Source organism: Acinetobacter sp. YH01007 (assembly GCF_013420425.1).
Taxonomy (GTDB): Bacteria; Pseudomonadota; Gammaproteobacteria; order Pseudomonadales; family Moraxellaceae; genus Acinetobacter; species Acinetobacter towneri.
The window spans coordinates 61,401-79,662 of record NZ_VOYC01000007.1; the positions used below are offsets into that span (position 1 = coordinate 61,401).

General features: G+C 41.5%; 15 protein-coding genes and 1 riboswitch. Of the genes, 9 read left to right on the forward strand and 6 right to left on the reverse strand.

What is annotated here, in order from left to right; translation table 11 throughout:
• The first annotated feature begins 19 nt into the window (after positions 1–19).
• Positions 20–706, forward strand: coding sequence for a response regulator (locus FTT74_RS05440; protein WP_179988676.1), 687 nt, complete (start codon positions 20–22; stop codon positions 704–706).
• 111 nt (positions 707–817) lie between these two features.
• On the opposite strand, the gene FTT74_RS05445 is transcribed toward FTT74_RS05440, so the two are convergent.
• The 6 genes from FTT74_RS05445 to FTT74_RS05470 all read right to left on the reverse strand — a co-directional run bounded on the left by FTT74_RS05445 (position 818) and on the right by FTT74_RS05470 (position 7,835).
• Entirely contained in the window at positions 818–1,195 is a 378-nt protein-coding gene (locus FTT74_RS05445; RefSeq protein ID WP_179988698.1) for an MmcQ/YjbR family DNA-binding protein, read from the reverse strand.
• Between the two features lie 127 nt (positions 1,196–1,322).
• Entirely contained in the window at positions 1,323–2,768 is a 1,446-nt protein-coding gene (locus tag FTT74_RS05450) for a YdiU family protein (protein WP_179988675.1), read from the reverse strand.
• 124 nt (positions 2,769–2,892) lie between these two features.
• Positions 2,893–4,059: an acyl-CoA desaturase gene (locus FTT74_RS05455; protein WP_096901530.1), complete on the reverse strand. Its 1,167-nt coding sequence runs from the start codon at positions 4,057–4,059 to the stop codon at positions 2,893–2,895.
• Between the two features lie 289 nt (positions 4,060–4,348).
• On the reverse strand, positions 4,349–5,062 hold the full coding sequence (locus tag FTT74_RS05460) for a glycerophosphodiester phosphodiesterase (protein WP_179988674.1): 714 nt from the start codon (positions 5,060–5,062) through the stop codon (positions 4,349–4,351).
• A gap of 168 nt (positions 5,063–5,230) precedes the next feature.
• Entirely contained in the window at positions 5,231–5,815 is a 585-nt protein-coding gene (locus tag FTT74_RS05465) for a cob(I)yrinic acid a,c-diamide adenosyltransferase (RefSeq protein WP_179988673.1), read from the reverse strand.
• A gap of 139 nt (positions 5,816–5,954) precedes the next feature.
• The gene (locus tag FTT74_RS05470; protein WP_131260768.1) at positions 5,955–7,835 is read right to left on the reverse strand and encodes a TonB-dependent siderophore receptor; all 1,881 of its coding nucleotides are present in this window, start codon (positions 7,833–7,835) and stop codon (positions 5,955–5,957) included.
• Positions 7,836–7,870: 35 nt separating this feature from the next.
• Positions 7,871–8,095, reverse strand: a riboswitch (cobalamin riboswitch).
• 192 nt (positions 8,096–8,287) lie between these two features.
• Between FTT74_RS05470 and FTT74_RS05475 the strand changes: the two genes are divergently transcribed.
• From FTT74_RS05475 to FTT74_RS05510, 8 genes are all read left to right on the forward strand, one after another.
• A complete protein-coding gene (locus FTT74_RS05475; protein ID WP_179988672.1) occupies positions 8,288–8,941 on the forward strand; it encodes a phosphoribosylanthranilate isomerase in 654 nt (217 codons plus the stop codon).
• The gene (gene trpB, locus FTT74_RS05480) at positions 8,913–10,157 is read left to right on the forward strand and encodes a tryptophan synthase subunit beta (RefSeq protein WP_096901527.1); all 1,245 of its coding nucleotides are present in this window, start codon (positions 8,913–8,915) and stop codon (positions 10,155–10,157) included. The genes FTT74_RS05475 and trpB overlap by 29 nt, the downstream gene beginning before the upstream one ends.
• Positions 10,158–10,331: 174 nt before the next feature.
• On the forward strand, positions 10,332–10,853 hold the full coding sequence (locus tag FTT74_RS05485) for a DUF1543 domain-containing protein (RefSeq protein ID WP_179988671.1): 522 nt from the start codon (positions 10,332–10,334) through the stop codon (positions 10,851–10,853).
• A gap of 203 nt (positions 10,854–11,056) precedes the next feature.
• Positions 11,057–12,049 (forward strand): DUF2804 domain-containing protein, encoded by a 993-nt coding sequence (locus FTT74_RS05490; RefSeq protein WP_004975070.1) that lies wholly within the window; start codon positions 11,057–11,059, stop codon positions 12,047–12,049.
• A gap of 179 nt (positions 12,050–12,228) precedes the next feature.
• Complete coding sequence (locus tag FTT74_RS05495; RefSeq protein WP_004975071.1) at positions 12,229–13,035, forward strand: enoyl-ACP reductase; 807 nt, start codon at positions 12,229–12,231, stop codon at positions 13,033–13,035.
• 176 nt (positions 13,036–13,211) lie between these two features.
• Positions 13,212–15,956, forward strand: coding sequence for a bifunctional [glutamate--ammonia ligase]-adenylyl-L-tyrosine phosphorylase/[glutamate--ammonia-ligase] adenylyltransferase (gene glnE, locus FTT74_RS05500; protein WP_179988670.1), 2,745 nt, complete (start codon positions 13,212–13,214; stop codon positions 15,954–15,956).
• Positions 15,957–15,990: 34 nt separating this feature from the next.
• Positions 15,991–16,917: a branched-chain amino acid transaminase gene (locus FTT74_RS05505; RefSeq protein WP_004975074.1), complete on the forward strand. Its 927-nt coding sequence runs from the start codon at positions 15,991–15,993 to the stop codon at positions 16,915–16,917.
• A gap of 753 nt (positions 16,918–17,670) precedes the next feature.
• Positions 17,671–18,201 carry a hypothetical protein gene (locus FTT74_RS05510; RefSeq protein WP_004975075.1) on the forward strand — a complete coding sequence of 177 codons (531 nt, stop codon included), beginning with the start codon at positions 17,671–17,673 and terminating at the stop codon, positions 18,199–18,201.
• Positions 18,202–18,262 lie beyond the last annotated feature (61 nt).

The window sequence follows — 18,262 nt, forward strand, 5'->3', positions numbered from 1 at the left end:
GGACTTTAAGGAATCGTGCATGAAACATATCTTGCTGGTTGAAGATGAAATTGAACTTGCCCAGTTGGTGCGAGATTATTTAGAAGCTGCTGGATTTGAAGTCAGTATGTTTCATGATGGACAAGAGGCCTATGACAGCTTTTTGCAGCGTAAACCGAGCTTGATGATTTTAGATTTAATGGTACCGCGTATGGATGGTTTGACCATTTGCCGCAAAGTGCGTGAACAGTCCGATGTGCCTATTATTATGGTCACGGCACGTACTGAAGAAATTGATCGGGTACTAGGTCTAAACATGGGCGCAGATGACTATGTGTGTAAGCCTTTTAGCCCGAAAGAATTGGTCGCGCGCGTGCAAGCGGTGTTGCGCCGTTTGGAACGTAAGGCTGAGTCCGAAGATCAGTCTTTGTTCCGTATGGATAGAGCGCAGCAGCGTATTTGGTATCAGCAAAAAACCTTGAATTTGACCCCAACCGAATTCCGTTTATTGGAATTGTTTTTAGAGCATGTTGGGCAGGTGTATTCACGTGCGCAATTGTTAGATCATATTAACCCTGACAGTTTTGAAGTGGCAGATCGGGTGATCGATAGCCACATTAAAAACTTGCGCCGTAAAATTACTGAAGCTGCCGAAACAGGTAATCGTCATGAATGGATTCAGGCGGTGTATGGTGTGGGTTATCGTTTTGAGTATCCTGAAGATTAAGCCTTAGCTGTAGAAAAAAGCGAATCAGGGAGGGTTCGCTTTGGCTGTTTCCTTTCCATTTTGGAAGGTTAAAAATGAATCGGTGAATATCCTTAAAAAAAATCACAGATTTTATTGGTTGAAGGGCATTGCACTTCTTAAAAGCTCAACCCGTTGTCTTTCCGCTTTCCTTAATTTTGCGACTACCAGTTCATAGGAGTTTAAGACCAAATCTTGCACCAATTGCTCATCTAAATTGTCATCTGCAAAAATTGAAATCCAATGTTGTTTATTCATGTGCCAGCCCGCACGAATATAAGGATAAAAATCACGTAACATCGCACCATGCTCAGGTTTAACTTTTAGATTGATGATGGCATGACCATTTAAATACAGACTCAGCATAAATACTTTATCGAAAATTTTATGCACCAAGCAGCCATCACCAAAAGGTTCGCTCAGGCTAACCGCAGGCAATTGTGTTGCAACCCTTGCTGCGATTTGATGCATAGATGACGGTGTTTGTGCCACTTATTTTCCCCGAAAAGTTTATCCTGTGGATAACCACAGCTTTTTCCACAGAAAATGTGTATAACTTTGTTGGAATTCTAAACGCCCTTTGGCGAGTGCATCCGTATTAAGATGAACAACTTACCATCACTTCTGGCATATCACTTGGCAAAGGCGCTAAATCTTCAGGTTTTTCCAATGCTGTTTGCTGAATATAGGGTTGGCTGAGCAAGTTAAATAAACGCTCAACTTCTGAAAAATCATCACGCTCTGCTTGCTCAATCGCCTTTTGTGCCATGTGATTGCGCAAAATATACTGAGGGTTCACCTGTTGCATAGCAGTATCTAAGGCATCGGTATACTGATGTTCACGAATTTGTAAATACTGCGCCAAAAAGCTTTCCCACTGACGACGATCCAAACAATCATCCAGTATTTCAGTATATTGTTTATTTTGTAGGCGGATAAAGCTCTGGGTGTAATCCAGTTGCTCACTTTGCAAAATACGTAAGAAGTTGGTTGCGCAGTCAAAACTGTCTTTATGGAAGCTTGGCAGTCCCATTTTTTCACATAAACCGAGTTTATAATGCTCCAAAAAAGTGGGTTCAAAATGTTCTAAGCATGCTGCCAGTGCTTGTTTCCAGTGTTCTTTTTGATCAGGGCTTTGCTCAAGCGGAATTAAATTATTTAACCAGACCCATAAATTCCAGTGTGCCACGCTCGGTTGTTGTTGGTACGTATAACGTCCTTGATAGTCCGAATGATTGTTGATCCAGTTAGGACGAAAACGCTCCATAAAGCCATAAGGACCGAAATCGAGTGTTGAACCTGTGATATTTAAATTGTCGGTGTTCATCACGCCATGCGCAAAACCGACCAGTTGCCACTTTGCAATCATGACAGCGGTACGTTGAATGACTTTCGTAGCAAAAGCGAGTATTGGCTGTTCGGTTGCCAAGCATTCTGGGTAGTGCCATTCAATACACTTTTGCACAAATTCAGGCAGTAATTCAGGTTGATACTGATTGATCCATTCAAAATGTCCCAAACGAATATGACAGTCTGATGTGCGTAATAGCATTGCACCAAGTTCTAATTTTTCACGTTGTACACCTTGAGTGGATGAGGTAAATCCAACAGCATTGCTTGATGGCACACCCAGCGCATTTAAAGCATGACCTGCCAAATATTCACGAATCACTGAACGTAACACGGCACGTCCATCCCCCATACGTGAATAAGGCGTTTCCCCCGCACCTTTTAAATGCAGGTCGATTGTACGTTGATGTGTGTCCAAAACTTGCGCAATGAGTAAACCGCGTCCATCTCCCAATTGACCTGCCCACTGACCAAATTGATGTCCTGCATAGACCATTGCCAAAGCAGGAAATTCTTTAAACGTCTTTTGACCACTGCAAATTTCCACCCATTGCTGTTGTTCTTCGGCTGTCCATTGCAGTTCTTTTGCCAAGGCTGCATTAAAGTGTCCTGCTTTTGTACCTTTTAAAGGTAAAGGCTGCTGCATGTGATAAAGACGGGCGGGCAGGGTCGGATAACGTGGATTAAATTGCATGATGATGAAGCGCTTGGCACAAAGTGAGTTTCACTATAGCAAACTTAGACTTTAAAAACTGTAGTCTAAAAATGCAGAAAGCCCTGAACAGGTCAGGGCTTTCGCAGTGCATCAGAACAGAGGTTTATTCAGATACAGGATTCTTTTTCAGGTTGCGCATCAGCAAGTTCAAGGTTTCACGATGGTGTGAAAGACGCTGTTCAACCAACTGGAATTCAACTTTCAATTTGTCATCCATTTGGTGAATTTTTTCTGCTACAGAAGCTTTTTTCGCCTGAATTTCTTGCTCTTTTAACTTTGCCCAATCGTTCAGGGTTTGGGTAAAGGCATCATATTCTTGCGAAATACGGCTTTTAACTTGGCCAATGTCATCATTTACATTGTGTCCATAGACCGCCAAGTCTTGCTCTGCATATTTAAAACGCATCGCCAATTCTGCTTTTTTAATATTAAAGCTTGGAATACGGCGTAAGTTTTTCGCTAAGCCCAACTTCGAGCATGACCAAATTAACCATTTAGTTGGGTCATATTGCCACCATTTTACGCCATTACGATAATCATACTGGAAAATGTGGTGATAGTTATGATAACCCTCGCCCCAAGTGGCAATTGCTAACCAGAAGTTATCACGCGCGGTATTTTCGTCAGTATAAGGACGCGAACCCCACATGTGGCACAGCGAGTTAATAAAGAAGGTAACATGGTGGCTTAAAATCAGACGCATTAAACCGCCCAATAACAACACGCCCCACATATCGCCCACAGCCCAACCAATTGGCACCAAAATGCCAACGTGAACTGCAATTACGAGCGGAATATAGTATTTGTGTTGGAACATCACCAGTTTGTCATTTAACAAATCTGGCGCATTTTTAAAGTTTGGCTCTGCGGCAGGGTAGTCACGTAGCATCCAGCCCATGTGCGCAAACCAAAAACCATTATTAATTGAATATGGGTCTTTTTCGACATCATCAACATGGCGGTGATGGGTGCGGTGACCTGAACCCCAGAACAAAATACTGTTCTGAACGGCAAATGTTCCCATAATCATTAAAATGATTTTCAAGGGAAGAGTAGCTTCATAAGCACGGTGTGCCCATAAACGGTGATAACCTGCTGTAATACCCAAGCTACTTACGCCAAGTAATACAAACATGCTGATCCAAGCGGCTAAGCTAAAATCATGGTGATAGGCATACCAAGGAATCGCGATCACTGCAACAATAGGTAAGAAAACCAGTGCAAAGATGGCAATCCAGTTGATTGGGGCTTTGGGTAAGGGAGCATTCATCTCCAACAGCACTCCTAGAACCTTGGGAGGTATAAATGGACGCTTAATCCGTTATAACGCTATGACCGATCTATAGATTGAAATCATAGTATTAAATTTTTTAGGGATTAATTTTTTCGCATATTAGCATGAGCGTATTCACGATCACAGCATTATTGTACAGTTGTATTGTACTGGGTGGTAACAGAATATAATGGTATCTGCGAGATTTTACGGAAATATGATATACGGTAGCCAAACAAGCACGATAAATCATTTATTTATTCATCAATATGCTTAAGGTTACCGCTTACAAGTGTTGCATCATCAGTTTAGGATAATCGGTAATTAAACCCTGAATCCCTAAATCTTTAAGCTGTTTGGCGCGTTCAATCTGGTTGACTGTCCAAACGCTGATATTCAGTTTGGCCTGTTGTGTGGCCTGAATGAGCGCATCGGTTGCCAGTTCATTCATCCAGCCAATTTGGCAACAGCCTAATTCTAAAGCCTGATCAATGGCTTGATATTGCAGATCATCTTCAACCAATAAACCACGTTTGAAGCGTGATTTTTGTTGTTGCAAGGCCCAATGGATTTTCGGATCAAAACTGGTGATGATGGCGTTGTGCTCAAAACCCTGTAAATGTTGCTCTAAACTTTGGGTAATTTTTTCGGCATCGGCATGCGAGTTGACCGCTTTGACTTCAACTTCAATATGATCAAAATTTTGAATAATGGTCATGGTTTGATTGAGTAGGGGGGTGGTTTCGACTTTATTCCAGTCCGACCACATCACCGCATGGTTATAATGGTTTAAATCTTCCAGACTACATTCATACAACGCTTTGTCTTGTCCTGTGGTGCGGATGAATTGATCATCATGCATAACCACCAAGGCATTGTCTTTGAGTTGACGCACATCAAACTCAACCGCACGAATGCCAATATTTTGAATGTATTCAAAACCACCAAGCGTGTTTTCAGGCGCTTCGCCACGCGCACCACGATGACCAATTATGCGCATAATGTGCCCATGAATTGAAAGTTTGCTTTCATTTTGCAAGTACGACGTGACAAAGAGATGACATTTCTTATTTTGGTCGGATGGTGTGAAATTTCAAGCAGCATCCGACGTGATTTTTTAGATGCAAAATCAGGGCTTTATTTTAGTTTCCGATTCTAGAGTGTGATGTCAGTTACCAATACTGTCATTGATGTTCTTTTGCCATAACACTTCGCTGCCTCCTTCGGCACGTTGCAAGCTGCGAGATGCGACAAATAGCCAGTCAGACAGTCGGTTCAGTAATTGCAAAGACGGTGCCTGAATATTTTGATCACGGTTGTGTACGGTCATTAAACTACGTTCTGCACGACGGCATACGGCACGAGCTTGATGTGCATAACTACACGCCAATGTACCTGCAGGCAAAATAAACTCTTTGAGCATTGGCAGGCTTTCATTCATGCGGTCAATGTCTTGTTCTAGGAACTCAATCGCAAGTGGTTGTACGAGATGGTAATTGGGGATACAGACTTCACCGCCTAAATCGAACAACCAGTGCTGAATCAGGCTAAGCGATTTCTCCCAAGTGTTTTTGTCTTGAATGCTGCTATGTGTAATTTGTGAGCGCAATACGCCAATGCAGGCATTGAGTTCATCTACATCGCCCAGTGCATGAATGCGTAAGTCGTCTTTGGCGACACGTGAGCCATCGCCCAGTCCTGTTGTGCCTGAGTCGCCTGTGCGGGTGTAGATTTTGCTTAAACGGTGGCCCATGGTCGTTCCTTGTCTGAAAATGAAAGTTGCGTTTGTGTGGTCGTAAGAAATAAAAGCTGGCGCAATAAAAAAGGATAATGTCGGTCATTACATTATCCATAAACTGCGCTGTTTTAAAGTTTTTGTTGTTATGCGGGTTTTAGTAGCGGAAAGTTACACCAGCAGAAGCGAGGCGACCGCCGTTGATGTACCAACCATCACCAAAGTTATCTGCAATTTTGTATTCAACATCTCCGATATTTTGAATATTGCTAAAAACCTTAATATTCGGGTTAATATTCCAGTACATATTTAAATCAACTGTAGCATAACCAGGTACTTTAACTTTGTTTGCATGATCGGCATAAATGTCTGAACGTGCAATTACAGAAGCACTCACTCCATAAGAGGCATTTTCTAGACCGGTGGATAGAGTAAAGGTCTGTTTTGGTCGGTATGCAATATTATTGTTGGTTTTCTTATTTTTTGAATCTGCATAGGCATATTCAGTGGTTAAGAAGATATCTTGCTCTTTCCATTTAAAGCCAATTTCACCACCATTGACTTCAGATTTTTCTATATTGGCAAAGCTTGATTTGTTTTGCCCAAGATAGTTGGTAACAATAAGATTTTTAATGCGAGTGTGATAGGTAGAAAAATATGCTGTTAATTGGTTATTTATTTTTTGATCTACCCCAATTTCATAGGCCATACTTTTTTCTGGTTTTAAATTGGGATTACCATAAGTTGGATAAGAACCCTCTACAAAATAATATAACTCTGTCAAAGATGGCGTTTTAAATGCAGAGCCAATATTTGCATAAATGCTTGTGGCTGGTAAAATTTGATAGCGAATAGCGCCTTGTCCAACAGTATGTGTTCCAAACAATTCATTATCTTCGGTGCGAATGCCTACTTGTGTATTTAATTTTTCAGATTTATGTTGATGTTGTAAATAATAACCAACTGAATCTATATCCTGTTTTTCATTTTTTATAGATTTGCTTTCAAAGTTGGACTTTAGATAAGTGCTACCTAATAAAATACTTTGCTGCGGTGTTAATGACCATCGAAGATTTAAATCCCCTTCTTTGTTTTCTGTGTCAAAATGACCAGGTTCGCTGTCTAAGACATATTGATTATCTATAAAGTTAGAAAGTCTTGCAGAAAGTGTTAGGTTGTCTTGAAGATCAAATTCAGTATTTACGTTGATTAAACGATTTTCAAAAAAACGTTTAGCTTTATTTTGACTAGTTGCCCAATCATAGAACTGGTTCGTTCCTTCATTTTGGCTAATAGCAATATTCGCTTTTATATTATCTTTATTATCGTATCCGACCTTTGCACTGTATCCTTTTTGATCATAACTCGCTTTTTGGCTTTTATTTTGATAGTCGAGAATTTTTGTTCCATCCGTTTCTAGACGTTGGCCTCTAATCTGTGCATAAAAATTATCCTGTACAAGATCACTACCAATAATAGTTTTATATGTTTTATTTTCTGCATAAATACCAGTAATAAATCCAGAATTTTGGGTTGGAGTTGTTGTTATCATTTGTACAACACCACCAATGGCATCAGTACCATATTGTACTGATGCTGGACCCTTTAGAATTTCAATTTGTTTTAGGTCAGAGGTATCGATAAATGTCGGGAAAAGAGCACTAAAGTGGTTTTGGCTATTTAAACGGGCACCATCTTTAAGAACAAGGGTATGGTTGGATTTTGTACCACGAATTGAAATTTCTGTAGTTTGTCCCATGCCACCATATTGTTTCATAAAAACACTAGGGTCTTTTTGTACTTCATCTGACAAATTTAGAATAGGATTACGCTCAATACTATTTTGATCAATTACATTAATCCGTGCAGGCACATCTTTAATATTTTGTTCACTACGTGAAGCAGTAACAACAAGCGTATCTAAAGCAGCATTCACCACACGCTGATCTTGCGATTCTGCAGCAAAAACTGAAGTTGAAAAACCCATTGCAAGCGCAATTGCGCCCACTAAAGCAGTAGGCTGAAAAAGAGTAGACATGACTTTGCTCCATACATTCACCCCACGTGAATGATTGAGTTAAGGGCACAACAAGCAGGTCTCCGGACTTCAATGTGCCAAGCATCTTCTAATTTATGATTGCTTCGCTATATATCCACCTTCCCATATTGTTCATACAGTGGTGTAAATCATAAGATTTAAATTGATATACGTTTCATGGTTACCGTTGCGGGGGCAGTGTTGGACTTTCACCAACTTCCCTAAAGCTCAAAGCTAGAACTCGTTGCATTTGCGCGAAGTATAAAGTCTGTATGCCATTTAAACAACGGAAATGCAGAATAATCCGCCTGAACTTCACTCAACCCCTTAAAATTGCATTACAATGATTCGCCCCAATATCTGATTTTGTTAGTGTGAACAGACAATTTAAAAGTCACGCACAGCAAGATCAGCAAAATGAAAATTGAAAATCAGGATTAGAGTCCAAAACGATGCGTACCCGTGCCAAAATTTGCGGAATCACGCGAATTCAAGATATAAACAGTGTGGTGCATGCGGGTGCAGATGCGATTGGCTTGGTGTTTTATCCACCGAGTCCTCGTAATGTCAGCATTGCAGAAGCAGAAAATCTTGTGCAACACATACCCGCTTATGTGCAAGTAGTTGGCTTGTTTGTAAATGCCAGTGCAGATGACATAGCCGCTGTACTAAAACAAGTGTCTTTAGACATTCTGCAATTTCATGGTGATGAAACACCGTTACAATGTCAGCAGATTGCTCAGCAAGTCGGACGCAGATGGTACAAAGCCATACAGGTCAAACCCGATTTAAATGTGTTGGATGCGATAAAAAGCTATCAACAAGCAGGTGCAAGCGCAGTATTATTAGATGCGTGGCATCCTGAGCTGAAAGGTGGAACAGGACACAGTTTTGACTGGTCAAAATTCCCCAAACTCGATATTCCTTTAATATTGGCGGGTGGTTTAAACCCTGAAAATATTGAAGATGCAATTCAGACGACTCAAGCCTATGCTGTTGATGTCAGTGGCGGAGTTGAGTCTGCAAAAGGTATTAAAGACCAACAACTCATAGAAAACTTCATGCAAGGAGTCCAACGTGGATCAGCAAAGTACAAATCACAATAACCCAGTGATTGACTATACCCAATTCCCAGATGCAAAAGGGCATTTTGGTATCCATGGCGGACGTTTTGTGTCAGAAACGCTGATGGCGGCTTTACAAGATTTAGAAAAATTGTATTTCCGCATGAAAGATGATCCGCAGTTTTTGGCAGAATTCGACCGCGATCTCGCCTACTATGTAGGTCGTCCTAGTCCTTTGTATTATGCTGAGCGATGGTCAAAAGAGTTGGGTGGTGCGCAAATTTACTTAAAACGTGAAGATTTGAACCATACTGGCTCACATAAAGTGAACAACACCATTGGTCAGGCACTGTTGGCAAAACTGTCTGGAAAAAAACGCATTATTGCCGAAACAGGTGCAGGTCAACACGGTGTAGCAACCGCGACCATTGCCGCTCGTTTAGGCTTGGAATGTGTGGTGTTCATGGGTGCAGAAGACGTGAAGCGTCAGGCCATGAACGTGTACCGTATGCGTTTACTTGGTGCAACTGTTGTACCTGTAGAAAGTGGCTCAAAAACCTTAAAAGATGCCATGAACGAAGCCATGCGTGACTGGGTCACCAATGTTGACTCTACATATTACGTGATTGGTACGGTCGCTGGCCCACACCCATATCCACAATTGGTGCGTGATTTCCAGTCGATTATTGGTCGTGAAGCGCGTCGCCAAATTCAAGAGCAGGCAGGTCGTTTACCTGATGCATTAGTAGCTTGTGTAGGCGGTGGTTCTAATGCCATGGGCTTGTTTTATCCATTCTTGAACGATGCCGAAGTGAAAATGTACGGTGTCGAAGCTGCAGGTTTAGGCATTGAAACAGGCAAACACTCTGCACCATTGAATGCAGGACACGTGGGCGTATTACACGGTAACCGTACTTATTTAATGTCTGATGCACAAGGTCAGATCATTGAAACCCACTCTATTTCTGCAGGTCTGGATTATCCAGGTGTAGGGCCAGAGCACAGCTTCCTGAAAGATATGCACCGTGTCGATTACGTGCCAATCAATGACCAAGAAGCCTTGCAAGGTTTCCGTGATTTAACCCGTATCGAAGGGATTATTCCTGCTTTAGAAAGCTCGCATGCTATGGCTTATGTGAGCAAGCTTGCACCAACGATGGATAAAGACCAAATCATTATTGCGACTGTTTCAGGTCGTGGCGATAAAGACTTAATGACTGTTGCCCGCATTGATGGCGTGGAAATGGTGGATATGTAAATCGTAAACTGCTTGAAATAAAGTATGCTACATTTCAATTCAATCGTGCTGAAGCAATTCGGCACGATTTTTTATTTGGAGGATTGAAAAATTCTCGCTACTTTAAACAATCATGCTTAAAAATCATCAACTATAAAAGCCATCAAGCTTAGGATATTTGCGCAGGAGTCGGATATGCCCAGTTTATTTATCGTGATGTTAGGCGGGCGTCATGCGCGAGCCAATACCGAAGTGCATGATGTGGTACTTGCGGTAGGTGATTCTTTAGAACAGACCTATCCGCAACTCAAGCAGGCTTGGTTTGCAGAACCGAAAGGTTTGCATATTGACGCATGGGCGCAAATTAATGGTGTTGAGTTTGAAGGTAAATCCTACTATTTAAAATTTACCGATGCGCAGCCGAACCAGGCAGAAAACCGACTGTATTTAATTAATTTAGGTGGATATGATTCGCGTGAGTTTGGCGAGTTACATCGTTATGTACTGGTGGTGGCGCAAAATCCAATGGTGGCAAAACAGCGTGGTAAAGCCTATTTTGCCCAGCACTGGCAAAAACAACATACCGATCGGGTCTTAGAGGTAGATGATTGTATTGCGATAGATCAGGTGCATGGTCGCTATGTGCAATTGGTTGAAGGCTCATTTTCAGGCAATCGTTGGGAAAATACCTATCTGACTTTGAATGCTGATGCTTAAATACCTTCAGAATATTGAGGGGAAGATATCTATTAATTTATATTTTGTATATTTAGTGAACGCTCAAGCCTTAAAATAGTAAAACAATCTATGCTTTTATAATTTTTTGAACAAAATCATAAGCTGCGGGTTTTTTGTACATGCATTTGTAGGCATAATACGACCAAAGATGAATTGTTTTTAGACAATAGGGAATGTCTTCAATGGATTTAATTCAGGCGAATGGACAACCGCATTATGGACGTTTTAGTGAACTTCCCAAAAAAATTGATTATCAGGCTTATCAATATAAATCACCGTATGGTGAAGTATTGTCGGGTTGGCGTAAACGCTTAAAATATAAAAAGTTTAAATTTTGTAGTATTCAGCACGAACACTATACCATTGGGCTTGCGATTGCCGATATTGCTTGGGCAGGGCACGGTTTTGTCTATATTTATAATCACATGACGGGCGAAGTGCAGGAATGGAATGCGATTAATTTTTTATCGCGTAATACGGTTTTAGATGAGCAACCGTTATTTAATCAAAGTTTTTTTGAAAAATCGCCATTTCAAATTGAAATTCAACATGCCAATGGTGTGCGTTATATCCGCGTGACCAAATATGGTGAAATTAAACTCAGTGCGCGGATATTTTGTGCAGGCACAGACCCGCTAAGTATGTGTAGCCCAACAGGTATTAATGGTTGGACTTACACCCAAAAACTGACCACACTCGGCTGTGAAGGCTATTTTGTTAATAAAACAGGACAAACCATTCAATTCCATGAACGCACCTTTGCTTCTTTAGATGATACCTGCGGTTTTTTACGCCCTGAAACAGCATGGTTTTGGTTGTCGTGCAACTTTTGGGATACCGAAGACCGTCGTGTAGGCTTGAATCTGGCTTCTGGTGTGAATGAAAGTTTTGGCAACGAAAACTGTTTGTGGATTAATGGCGTGCTGTATCCCTTAACAGATGTGTTGTTCCAACCTGAGGATGATGGCTCGTGGAGCATTCGCTCACTGGATCATCGTTTGAATTTAACTGTCAGCACAGGTTGGCGCCGTTATGAAAACCTGAATTTGCGTCTAGTCGGCAGTCAGTTCAGCCAATGGCAAGCTAAAATTAGTGGTACTATTCAACAAGACGATACCGAAATTATTTTGTTAAACGAATACGGCTTGCTTGAACAGCATTATGCCAAGTGGTAGGGCAAGTTTTTAACCAAGATTGTACGTCACCACTTGCAGATTATCATGTGACGTCATCTATCACTCACTTGAATCGCCATTGAGTTTTTACATAAACGGCAAAAAAAGGCGCATTATGCAATTTCACTATGCGTTCAGAATTGGCATGATATTGCGAAATATATCAAGGTGAGTTTCACATGGCACAAGGTCTTTTGGCGGGTAAGCGTTTTTTAATTGCTGGTATTGCAAGTAAATTATCTATCGCATTTGGTATTGCAGAAGCATTGCATCGTGAAGGTGCAGAATTAGCATTTACTTATCCGAATGAAAAACTCAAAAAACGTGTTGATGACTTCGCTGCACAATTTGGCTCAAGCATTGTATTGCCTTGCGATGTAGGCGTAGATGCAGAAATTGAGCAAGCTTTTGCTGACTTGGCAAAGCACTGGGATGGTTTGGATGGTTTGGTTCACTCGATTGGTTTTGCGCCTGCGCATACTTTAGATGGTGACTTTACCGATGTTACAGATCGTGATGGTTTTAAAGTTGCGCATGACATTAGTGCTTATAGCTTTATTGCGATGGCACGTGCTGCAAAACCATTATTACAAGCACGCCAAGGTTGCTTATTGACTTTGACTTATCAAGGTTCTGAGCGTGTGATGCCAAACTACAACGTCATGGGTATGGCGAAAGCATCTTTAGAAGCAGGTGTACGCTACTTGGCTTCAAGCTTGGGTGCTGACGGTATTCGCGTGAATGCAATTTCTGCAGGCCCAATTCGTACGCTTGCCGCATCAGGCATTAAATCATTCCGTAAAATGTTAGACCTCAATGAAAAAGTTGCACCTTTAAAACGCAACGTGACCATTGAAGATGTTGGTAATGCGGCATTATTCCTTTGCTCACCATGGGCGAATGGTATTACTGGTGAAATTCTGTATGTCGATGCAGGTTTTAACACGGTTGGTATGAGCGCAGAATTAATGCTAGATGCTGAATAAGCATTGCATCAAGCAGATAAAACCGAAGTTTAGGCTTCGGTTTTTTTATCGCTGCATTTTAAGCAAGAGGTATTTTGCAGATTGCTGTAATTTTATTTTCTTCTTTGGCGCATCTGCTGCTATAAATAGATGAGTTGACAATATTTCAAAATAAAACTGGGTTTTAGGTCTTAAAAATGAATGCGGAACAATTGCAAAAAACGTTACATGCCAGTCAATATGCAGAACAAGTCTTGGCAAATCACGAAAGCCTGTTACAGCAGGATTATGCAATTGACCAATTTCTAAAACCGCTGAGCGCAGACTATATTCATCAATTGGTGATTTCCACTTTACAAGACATTCAAGATGAAACCTTGTGGATGAAAACTCTGCGGATTTTACGCGCCCGTTTAATGTTTCGCTGGATTTGGCAAGATGCCAACCAGCTCACCGATGTGGTGACGTTGACACAGGAACTTTCAGACTTTGCCGATATTTGTGTGCAAGTTGCCAAAGATTTTGCGCGGATTCCGTTGGTTGCCAAGCATGGCGAACCGATGGGATATAACGGCAAAGTCCAAGACCTGATTGTGGTCGCCATGGGCAAGCATGGTGCGCAGGAATTGAATTTATCCAGTGACATCGACTTGATTTTTGCCTTTGATGAACAAGGTGAAACCAATGGACGTAAGTGCATTGAAGTGCAGCAATTCTGCATCTTATGGGGACAAAAACTGATCTATCTATTAGATCATATCACCGCCGATGGTTTTGTTTTCCGCGTCGATATGCGTTTACGCCCGTGGGGCGATGGTTCTGCTTTGGCGATTAGCCATGTCGCACTGGAAAAATATTTAAGCCAGCATGGACGCGAATGGGAACGCTATGCTTGGATTAAGGCACGTATTATCACAGGTGGGCAAGAAGGTTATGAACTGCTGGAAATGACCCGACCTTTCGTATTCCGCAAATATGTCGATTACACCGCCTTTGAAGCCATGCGCGAAATGAAAGCCATGATTGAGCGCGAAGTGCAGCGTCGTAATATTGAAGACAATATTAAATTGGGCGCGGGCGGTATTCGTGAAGTTGAATTTATTGTGCAGGTTTTTCAGCTGATTTACGGTGGTTCAAAACTAGAATTACAAGACCGCCAGTGTTTGGTGAGTTTGCGCCATTTGGGCGAAGCTGAATTGCTAGAGCCACAAGCCGTACTGGATTTGGAAGATGCCTATTTATTCCTGCGTCGAGTAGAACATGCCATTCAAGCCTTGAATGATCAGCAAAGCCAAGCTTTACCGACTGAACCTGAGTTACGCGCACGCATTAGCGATACTTTGGGCTTTGCCGATTGGGACAGCTTTATGCAGACCCTAAATGAAAAGCGTGTCAAAGTCATTTATCAGTTTGAGCATTTAATTAAAGAAAATGAACCCGATTCTTTGCTGGAAAATTACAGTCAGCTAGAAAAACAGCTCGATGCGGTACTAGACGATCAAGCGAAAAATTTAGTGCATGAGTTCTGGTATGGACATGCCATTAAAAAACTCACCGCCAAAGCTTTACAGCGTTTAAAAACCTTTTGGCCACACTTGATTGAAGCAGTGTTGCAGTCAGAAAATCCACAAATGGCATTGATGCGTTTAATGCCACTGGTCGAATCTGTTCTGCGTCGTACCGTGTATTTGGTCATGCTGATTGAAAGCAAGGGGGCACTGCAACGCTTGGTAAAAATGGCCACAGTCAGCCCGTGGATTTGTGAAGAATTGACGCAATATCCTGTGTTGTTGGATGAATTTTTATCTATGGATTTTGAATTGCCAAAACGCAGCGATTTGGAAGATTCTTTGCGCCAACAATTGCTGCGCATTGAACTGGATGAAGTTGAAGACCTCATGCGGGTGCTACGTTTATTCAAAAAATCCAACGTATTAACAGTTGCGGCCAGCGATGTACTGGCAGAAAGCCACTTAATGAAAGTGTCAGATGCGTTAACTGATATTGCCGAAGTGACTGCAAATGCAGCCCTGCAACTGGCCTATCAAATGATTGTCAAAAAACATGGTTATCCGCTAGACAGTGAAGGACAGCGCTGTGGTTTGGAGCATAACGCTTTTGCCATTATTGGTTATGGCAAAGTAGGTGGCATCGAACTTGGTTACGGCTCAGATTTAGACGTGGTTTTTATTCACAACATGGATGAACAAGCCGATACTGATGGCATTAAACCGATCAGTGGCTTTGAATTTGCTATGCGGGTGGCACGTAAATTTGTATCTTTAATGACCACGCAAACTTTAGATGGTCGAGTTTATGATGTCGATACCCGTTTACGTCCTTCGGGAGATGCGGGTTTATTGGTGACCAGTTTACGGGCCTTTGAGCAATATCAACTGAAAAGCGCATGGCTGTGGGAGCATCAGGCTTTGGTGCGTGCGCGCAGTATTGCAGGTGAGCAATGCTTACGTGACAAGTTTGAAGTGTTGCGTTGTCAGATTTTAACCCAGCCGCGAGATGAAGCTTATGTCCGCAGTGAAGTGCTGAAAATGCGTCAAAAAATGAAAGATCATTTGGGTTCATCTAAAGAGCAAAAAAAAGATGGAATTTTTCATTTAAAACAGGATGCAGGTGGTATCGTTGATATCGAATTTATGGCACAGTATGCGGTATTAGCCTGGAGTGGGTCGAATCCTGATCTCGCCCATTATTCCGACAACGTAAGAATCCTTGAAGATGCCGCAAGAACAGGTTGCTTATCCAGCGACGATGCGACAGCATTGATTCAAGCTTATCTCCGTGAACGAGCCGAAAGCCACCGCTTAGCCCTTGCAAATCAATCCATGCAAGTCAATACTGCGGACTGGTACGATACCCGTGAGGTCGTTTGCAAGTTATGGCAAAGATTAATTGATCCGACTGCAATGTCTGCGTTGGATTAAAATGACTATTGTATAAACATTTGGAGTGTGTGCCATGAATTTGGCTGATCGTGATGGTTTTATTTGGCAAGATGGACAATTGGTTGACTGGCGTGATGCAAAAATTCACGTCTTAACACATACCTTACACTACAGTATGGGTGTGTTTGAGGGTGTCCGCGCTTATGAAACGCCAAACGGAACTGCGATTTTCCGTCTTCAGGACCATACTAAGCGTTTGTTAAACTCTGCAAAAATCTATCAAATGAAAGTACCATTTGATCAAGCAGCTTTAGAACAGGCGCAAATTGATGTGGTACGTGAAAACAAACTTTCATCGTGCTATTTACGTCCATTAATTTGGATTGGTTCTGAAAAACTGGGTATTGCTGCAACCAATAACACCATTCATGCTGCTGTTGCGGCTTGGGGTTGGGGTGCATACTTGGGTGAAGAAGCGATGGCTAAAGGTATTCGCGTTAAAACTTCATCGTTTACGCATCATCATCCAAACGTGACCATGTGTAAAGCTAAAGCTTCTGGTAACTACACTTTGTCTATTCTTGCACACCAAGAAGTAGCGCAAGCAGGCTATGACGAAGCGATGTTGATGGATCCACAAGGTTATGTATGTCAAGGTTCTGGCGAAAACGTATTCTTAATTAAAGATGGCGTTTTACATACACCAGACATCGCAGGCGGTGCTTTAGATGGTATTACGCGTCAAACGGTGATCACCATTGCTAAAGACTTGGGATATGAGGTAGTTGAACGCCGTATTACGCGTGATGAATTCTACATTGCCGATGAAGCCTTCTTTACAGGTACAGCAGCAGAAGTTACCCCAATTCGTGAATACGATGACCGTGTAATTGGCTGTGGTTCACGTGGCCCAATTACTACTGAAATTCAAAAAACTTTCTTTGACGCAGTTCAAGGCAAGAATGACAAATATGCACATTGGTTGACTTACGTTAAATAAGTCACGCGTGTGTACCTGAGTCAACATGATTGACTCAGGTGTGATGACCCCGTTCAGGCAATAGTTTGAATGGGGTTTTATTTTGTCTGCTATTGCGTTATGAGTTAGCTAAACATCTTGCGAGGTTTATCTCTCACGTTACAGATATAGATGAATGATCAACTGTTTCTTCGTTGAGTTGGTGGTGTGCAAATTTGATCTTTTGGATAGATTCAGCCGCCCAAAACATGGCTTTTTTATAGCGAGAGGCAATCCCTGTAATTGGTGAGATTTGATGTTAAAAAACGCTCAGTCTGTTGAATGTGATAGGAGATAGTGAATTAAATACGTGAAAAGTGTAGTAAAAATTAGGCTAAAAACTGAATTTTGACCATTCTTTCAAAAATAAACCTACTTAAAATGTAACAAAAGTTAAAATAAAAATGTTGTTAAAGTTAAATAAAAACAATGTGTTGGTTTAAATGTAAATAAATATATTTTTTGGGTATCCCTAGAATTGGTATCACAAGTTTTAGGGAGTGGGCTGCTCCCTAGTTTTTTGCGATGTCATATAAAACAGTACTTTAATCTCCTAATTAGCTGAATTCCAAGGTTTATTTAATATTGTGTGAATTAGGGCGTATAGATGGCTTTTTGTGAGAAATACCTAAAATGAAGAAGCTCGCTAAGGATTGAGTTTCAATAATTCTAACGATATCTCAAGTGAGTGAATGATTAAAAAATGGTTTTTTATAAGAGTTATGGAGAAGTGACATGTCTAAATTTATTAAAACTGCTGCTGCTTTGATGGTTTTCGGAGCTTTTTCAACGGTAACAATGGCGGGTGGTAATCATCATCCTAAACCAGACCCTAAGCCAACCCCAGTATGTAACGAAGGGCCATGTACAGGAAGTATTCCAATTCAAGTGATTGTGCCTAAGCGCTGTGAGCTGAAAGTGAAAACACCAAGTATCTCATTAAAAGATGGTGCAGAAGCTTCTGGTCAATTTATGGTTGGGGCGAATGCAAAGTACAACTTATTGGTCGATACCGACAACCGTGTTGGTGGAGGCAAAACAACCAAATCTGCAGCCAAATCAGGTAGCCATGCAGTGGGCTTAACAGTTGAAACCAAGCTTACGGGTTCATCGTCTGTGATTCAGTTAAATGATCAGCAAACCAACATTGCGCCAGGTAGCAATGGCTGGAATTCTTACAATGTCTTGGTTAAAAGTGAGGGCGTAGGTATTTCTAAACCAGCGGGTACTTACACCGATAAATACAACATTCGAGTGTCATTCTAATTCGCTTGAACTCAATCTAAATCAGTTGGCTTTACCGACAGGGTGGAGTCAACTTTTTAGT

Excerpts from the sequence above, each read along its gene's own strand:
- FTT74_RS05460 (WP_179988674.1), bottom strand. The coding sequence starts at position 5,062 with ATGCGCATAATTGGTCATCGTGGTGCGCGTGGCGAAGCGCCTGAAAAC.
- FTT74_RS05485 (WP_179988671.1), top strand. The coding sequence starts at position 10,332 with ATGCCCAGTTTATTTATCGTGATGTTAGGCGGGCGTCATGCGCGAGCC.
- FTT74_RS05470 (WP_131260768.1), bottom strand. The coding sequence starts at position 7,835 with ATGTCTACTCTTTTTCAGCCTACTGCTTTAGTGGGCGCAATTGCGCTT.
- FTT74_RS05445 (WP_179988698.1), bottom strand. The coding sequence starts at position 1,195 with ATGCATCAAATCGCAGCAAGGGTTGCAACACAATTGCCTGCGGTTAGC.
- FTT74_RS05510 (WP_004975075.1), top strand. The coding sequence starts at position 17,671 with ATGTCTAAATTTATTAAAACTGCTGCTGCTTTGATGGTTTTCGGAGCT.
- FTT74_RS05465 (WP_179988673.1), bottom strand. The coding sequence starts at position 5,815 with ATGGGCCACCGTTTAAGCAAAATCTACACCCGCACAGGCGACTCAGGC.
- FTT74_RS05495 (WP_004975071.1), top strand. The coding sequence starts at position 12,229 with ATGGCACAAGGTCTTTTGGCGGGTAAGCGTTTTTTAATTGCTGGTATT.
- FTT74_RS05490 (WP_004975070.1), top strand. The coding sequence starts at position 11,057 with ATGGATTTAATTCAGGCGAATGGACAACCGCATTATGGACGTTTTAGT.
- FTT74_RS05455 (WP_096901530.1), bottom strand. The coding sequence starts at position 4,059 with ATGAATGCTCCCTTACCCAAAGCCCCAATCAACTGGATTGCCATCTTT.
- FTT74_RS05505 (WP_004975074.1), top strand. The coding sequence starts at position 15,991 with ATGAATTTGGCTGATCGTGATGGTTTTATTTGGCAAGATGGACAATTG.
- FTT74_RS05450 (WP_179988675.1), bottom strand. The coding sequence starts at position 2,768 with ATGCAATTTAATCCACGTTATCCGACCCTGCCCGCCCGTCTTTATCAC.
- glnE (WP_179988670.1), top strand. The coding sequence starts at position 13,212 with ATGAATGCGGAACAATTGCAAAAAACGTTACATGCCAGTCAATATGCA.
- FTT74_RS05475 (WP_179988672.1), top strand. The coding sequence starts at position 8,288 with ATGCGTACCCGTGCCAAAATTTGCGGAATCACGCGAATTCAAGATATA.
- FTT74_RS05440 (WP_179988676.1), top strand. The coding sequence starts at position 20 with ATGAAACATATCTTGCTGGTTGAAGATGAAATTGAACTTGCCCAGTTG.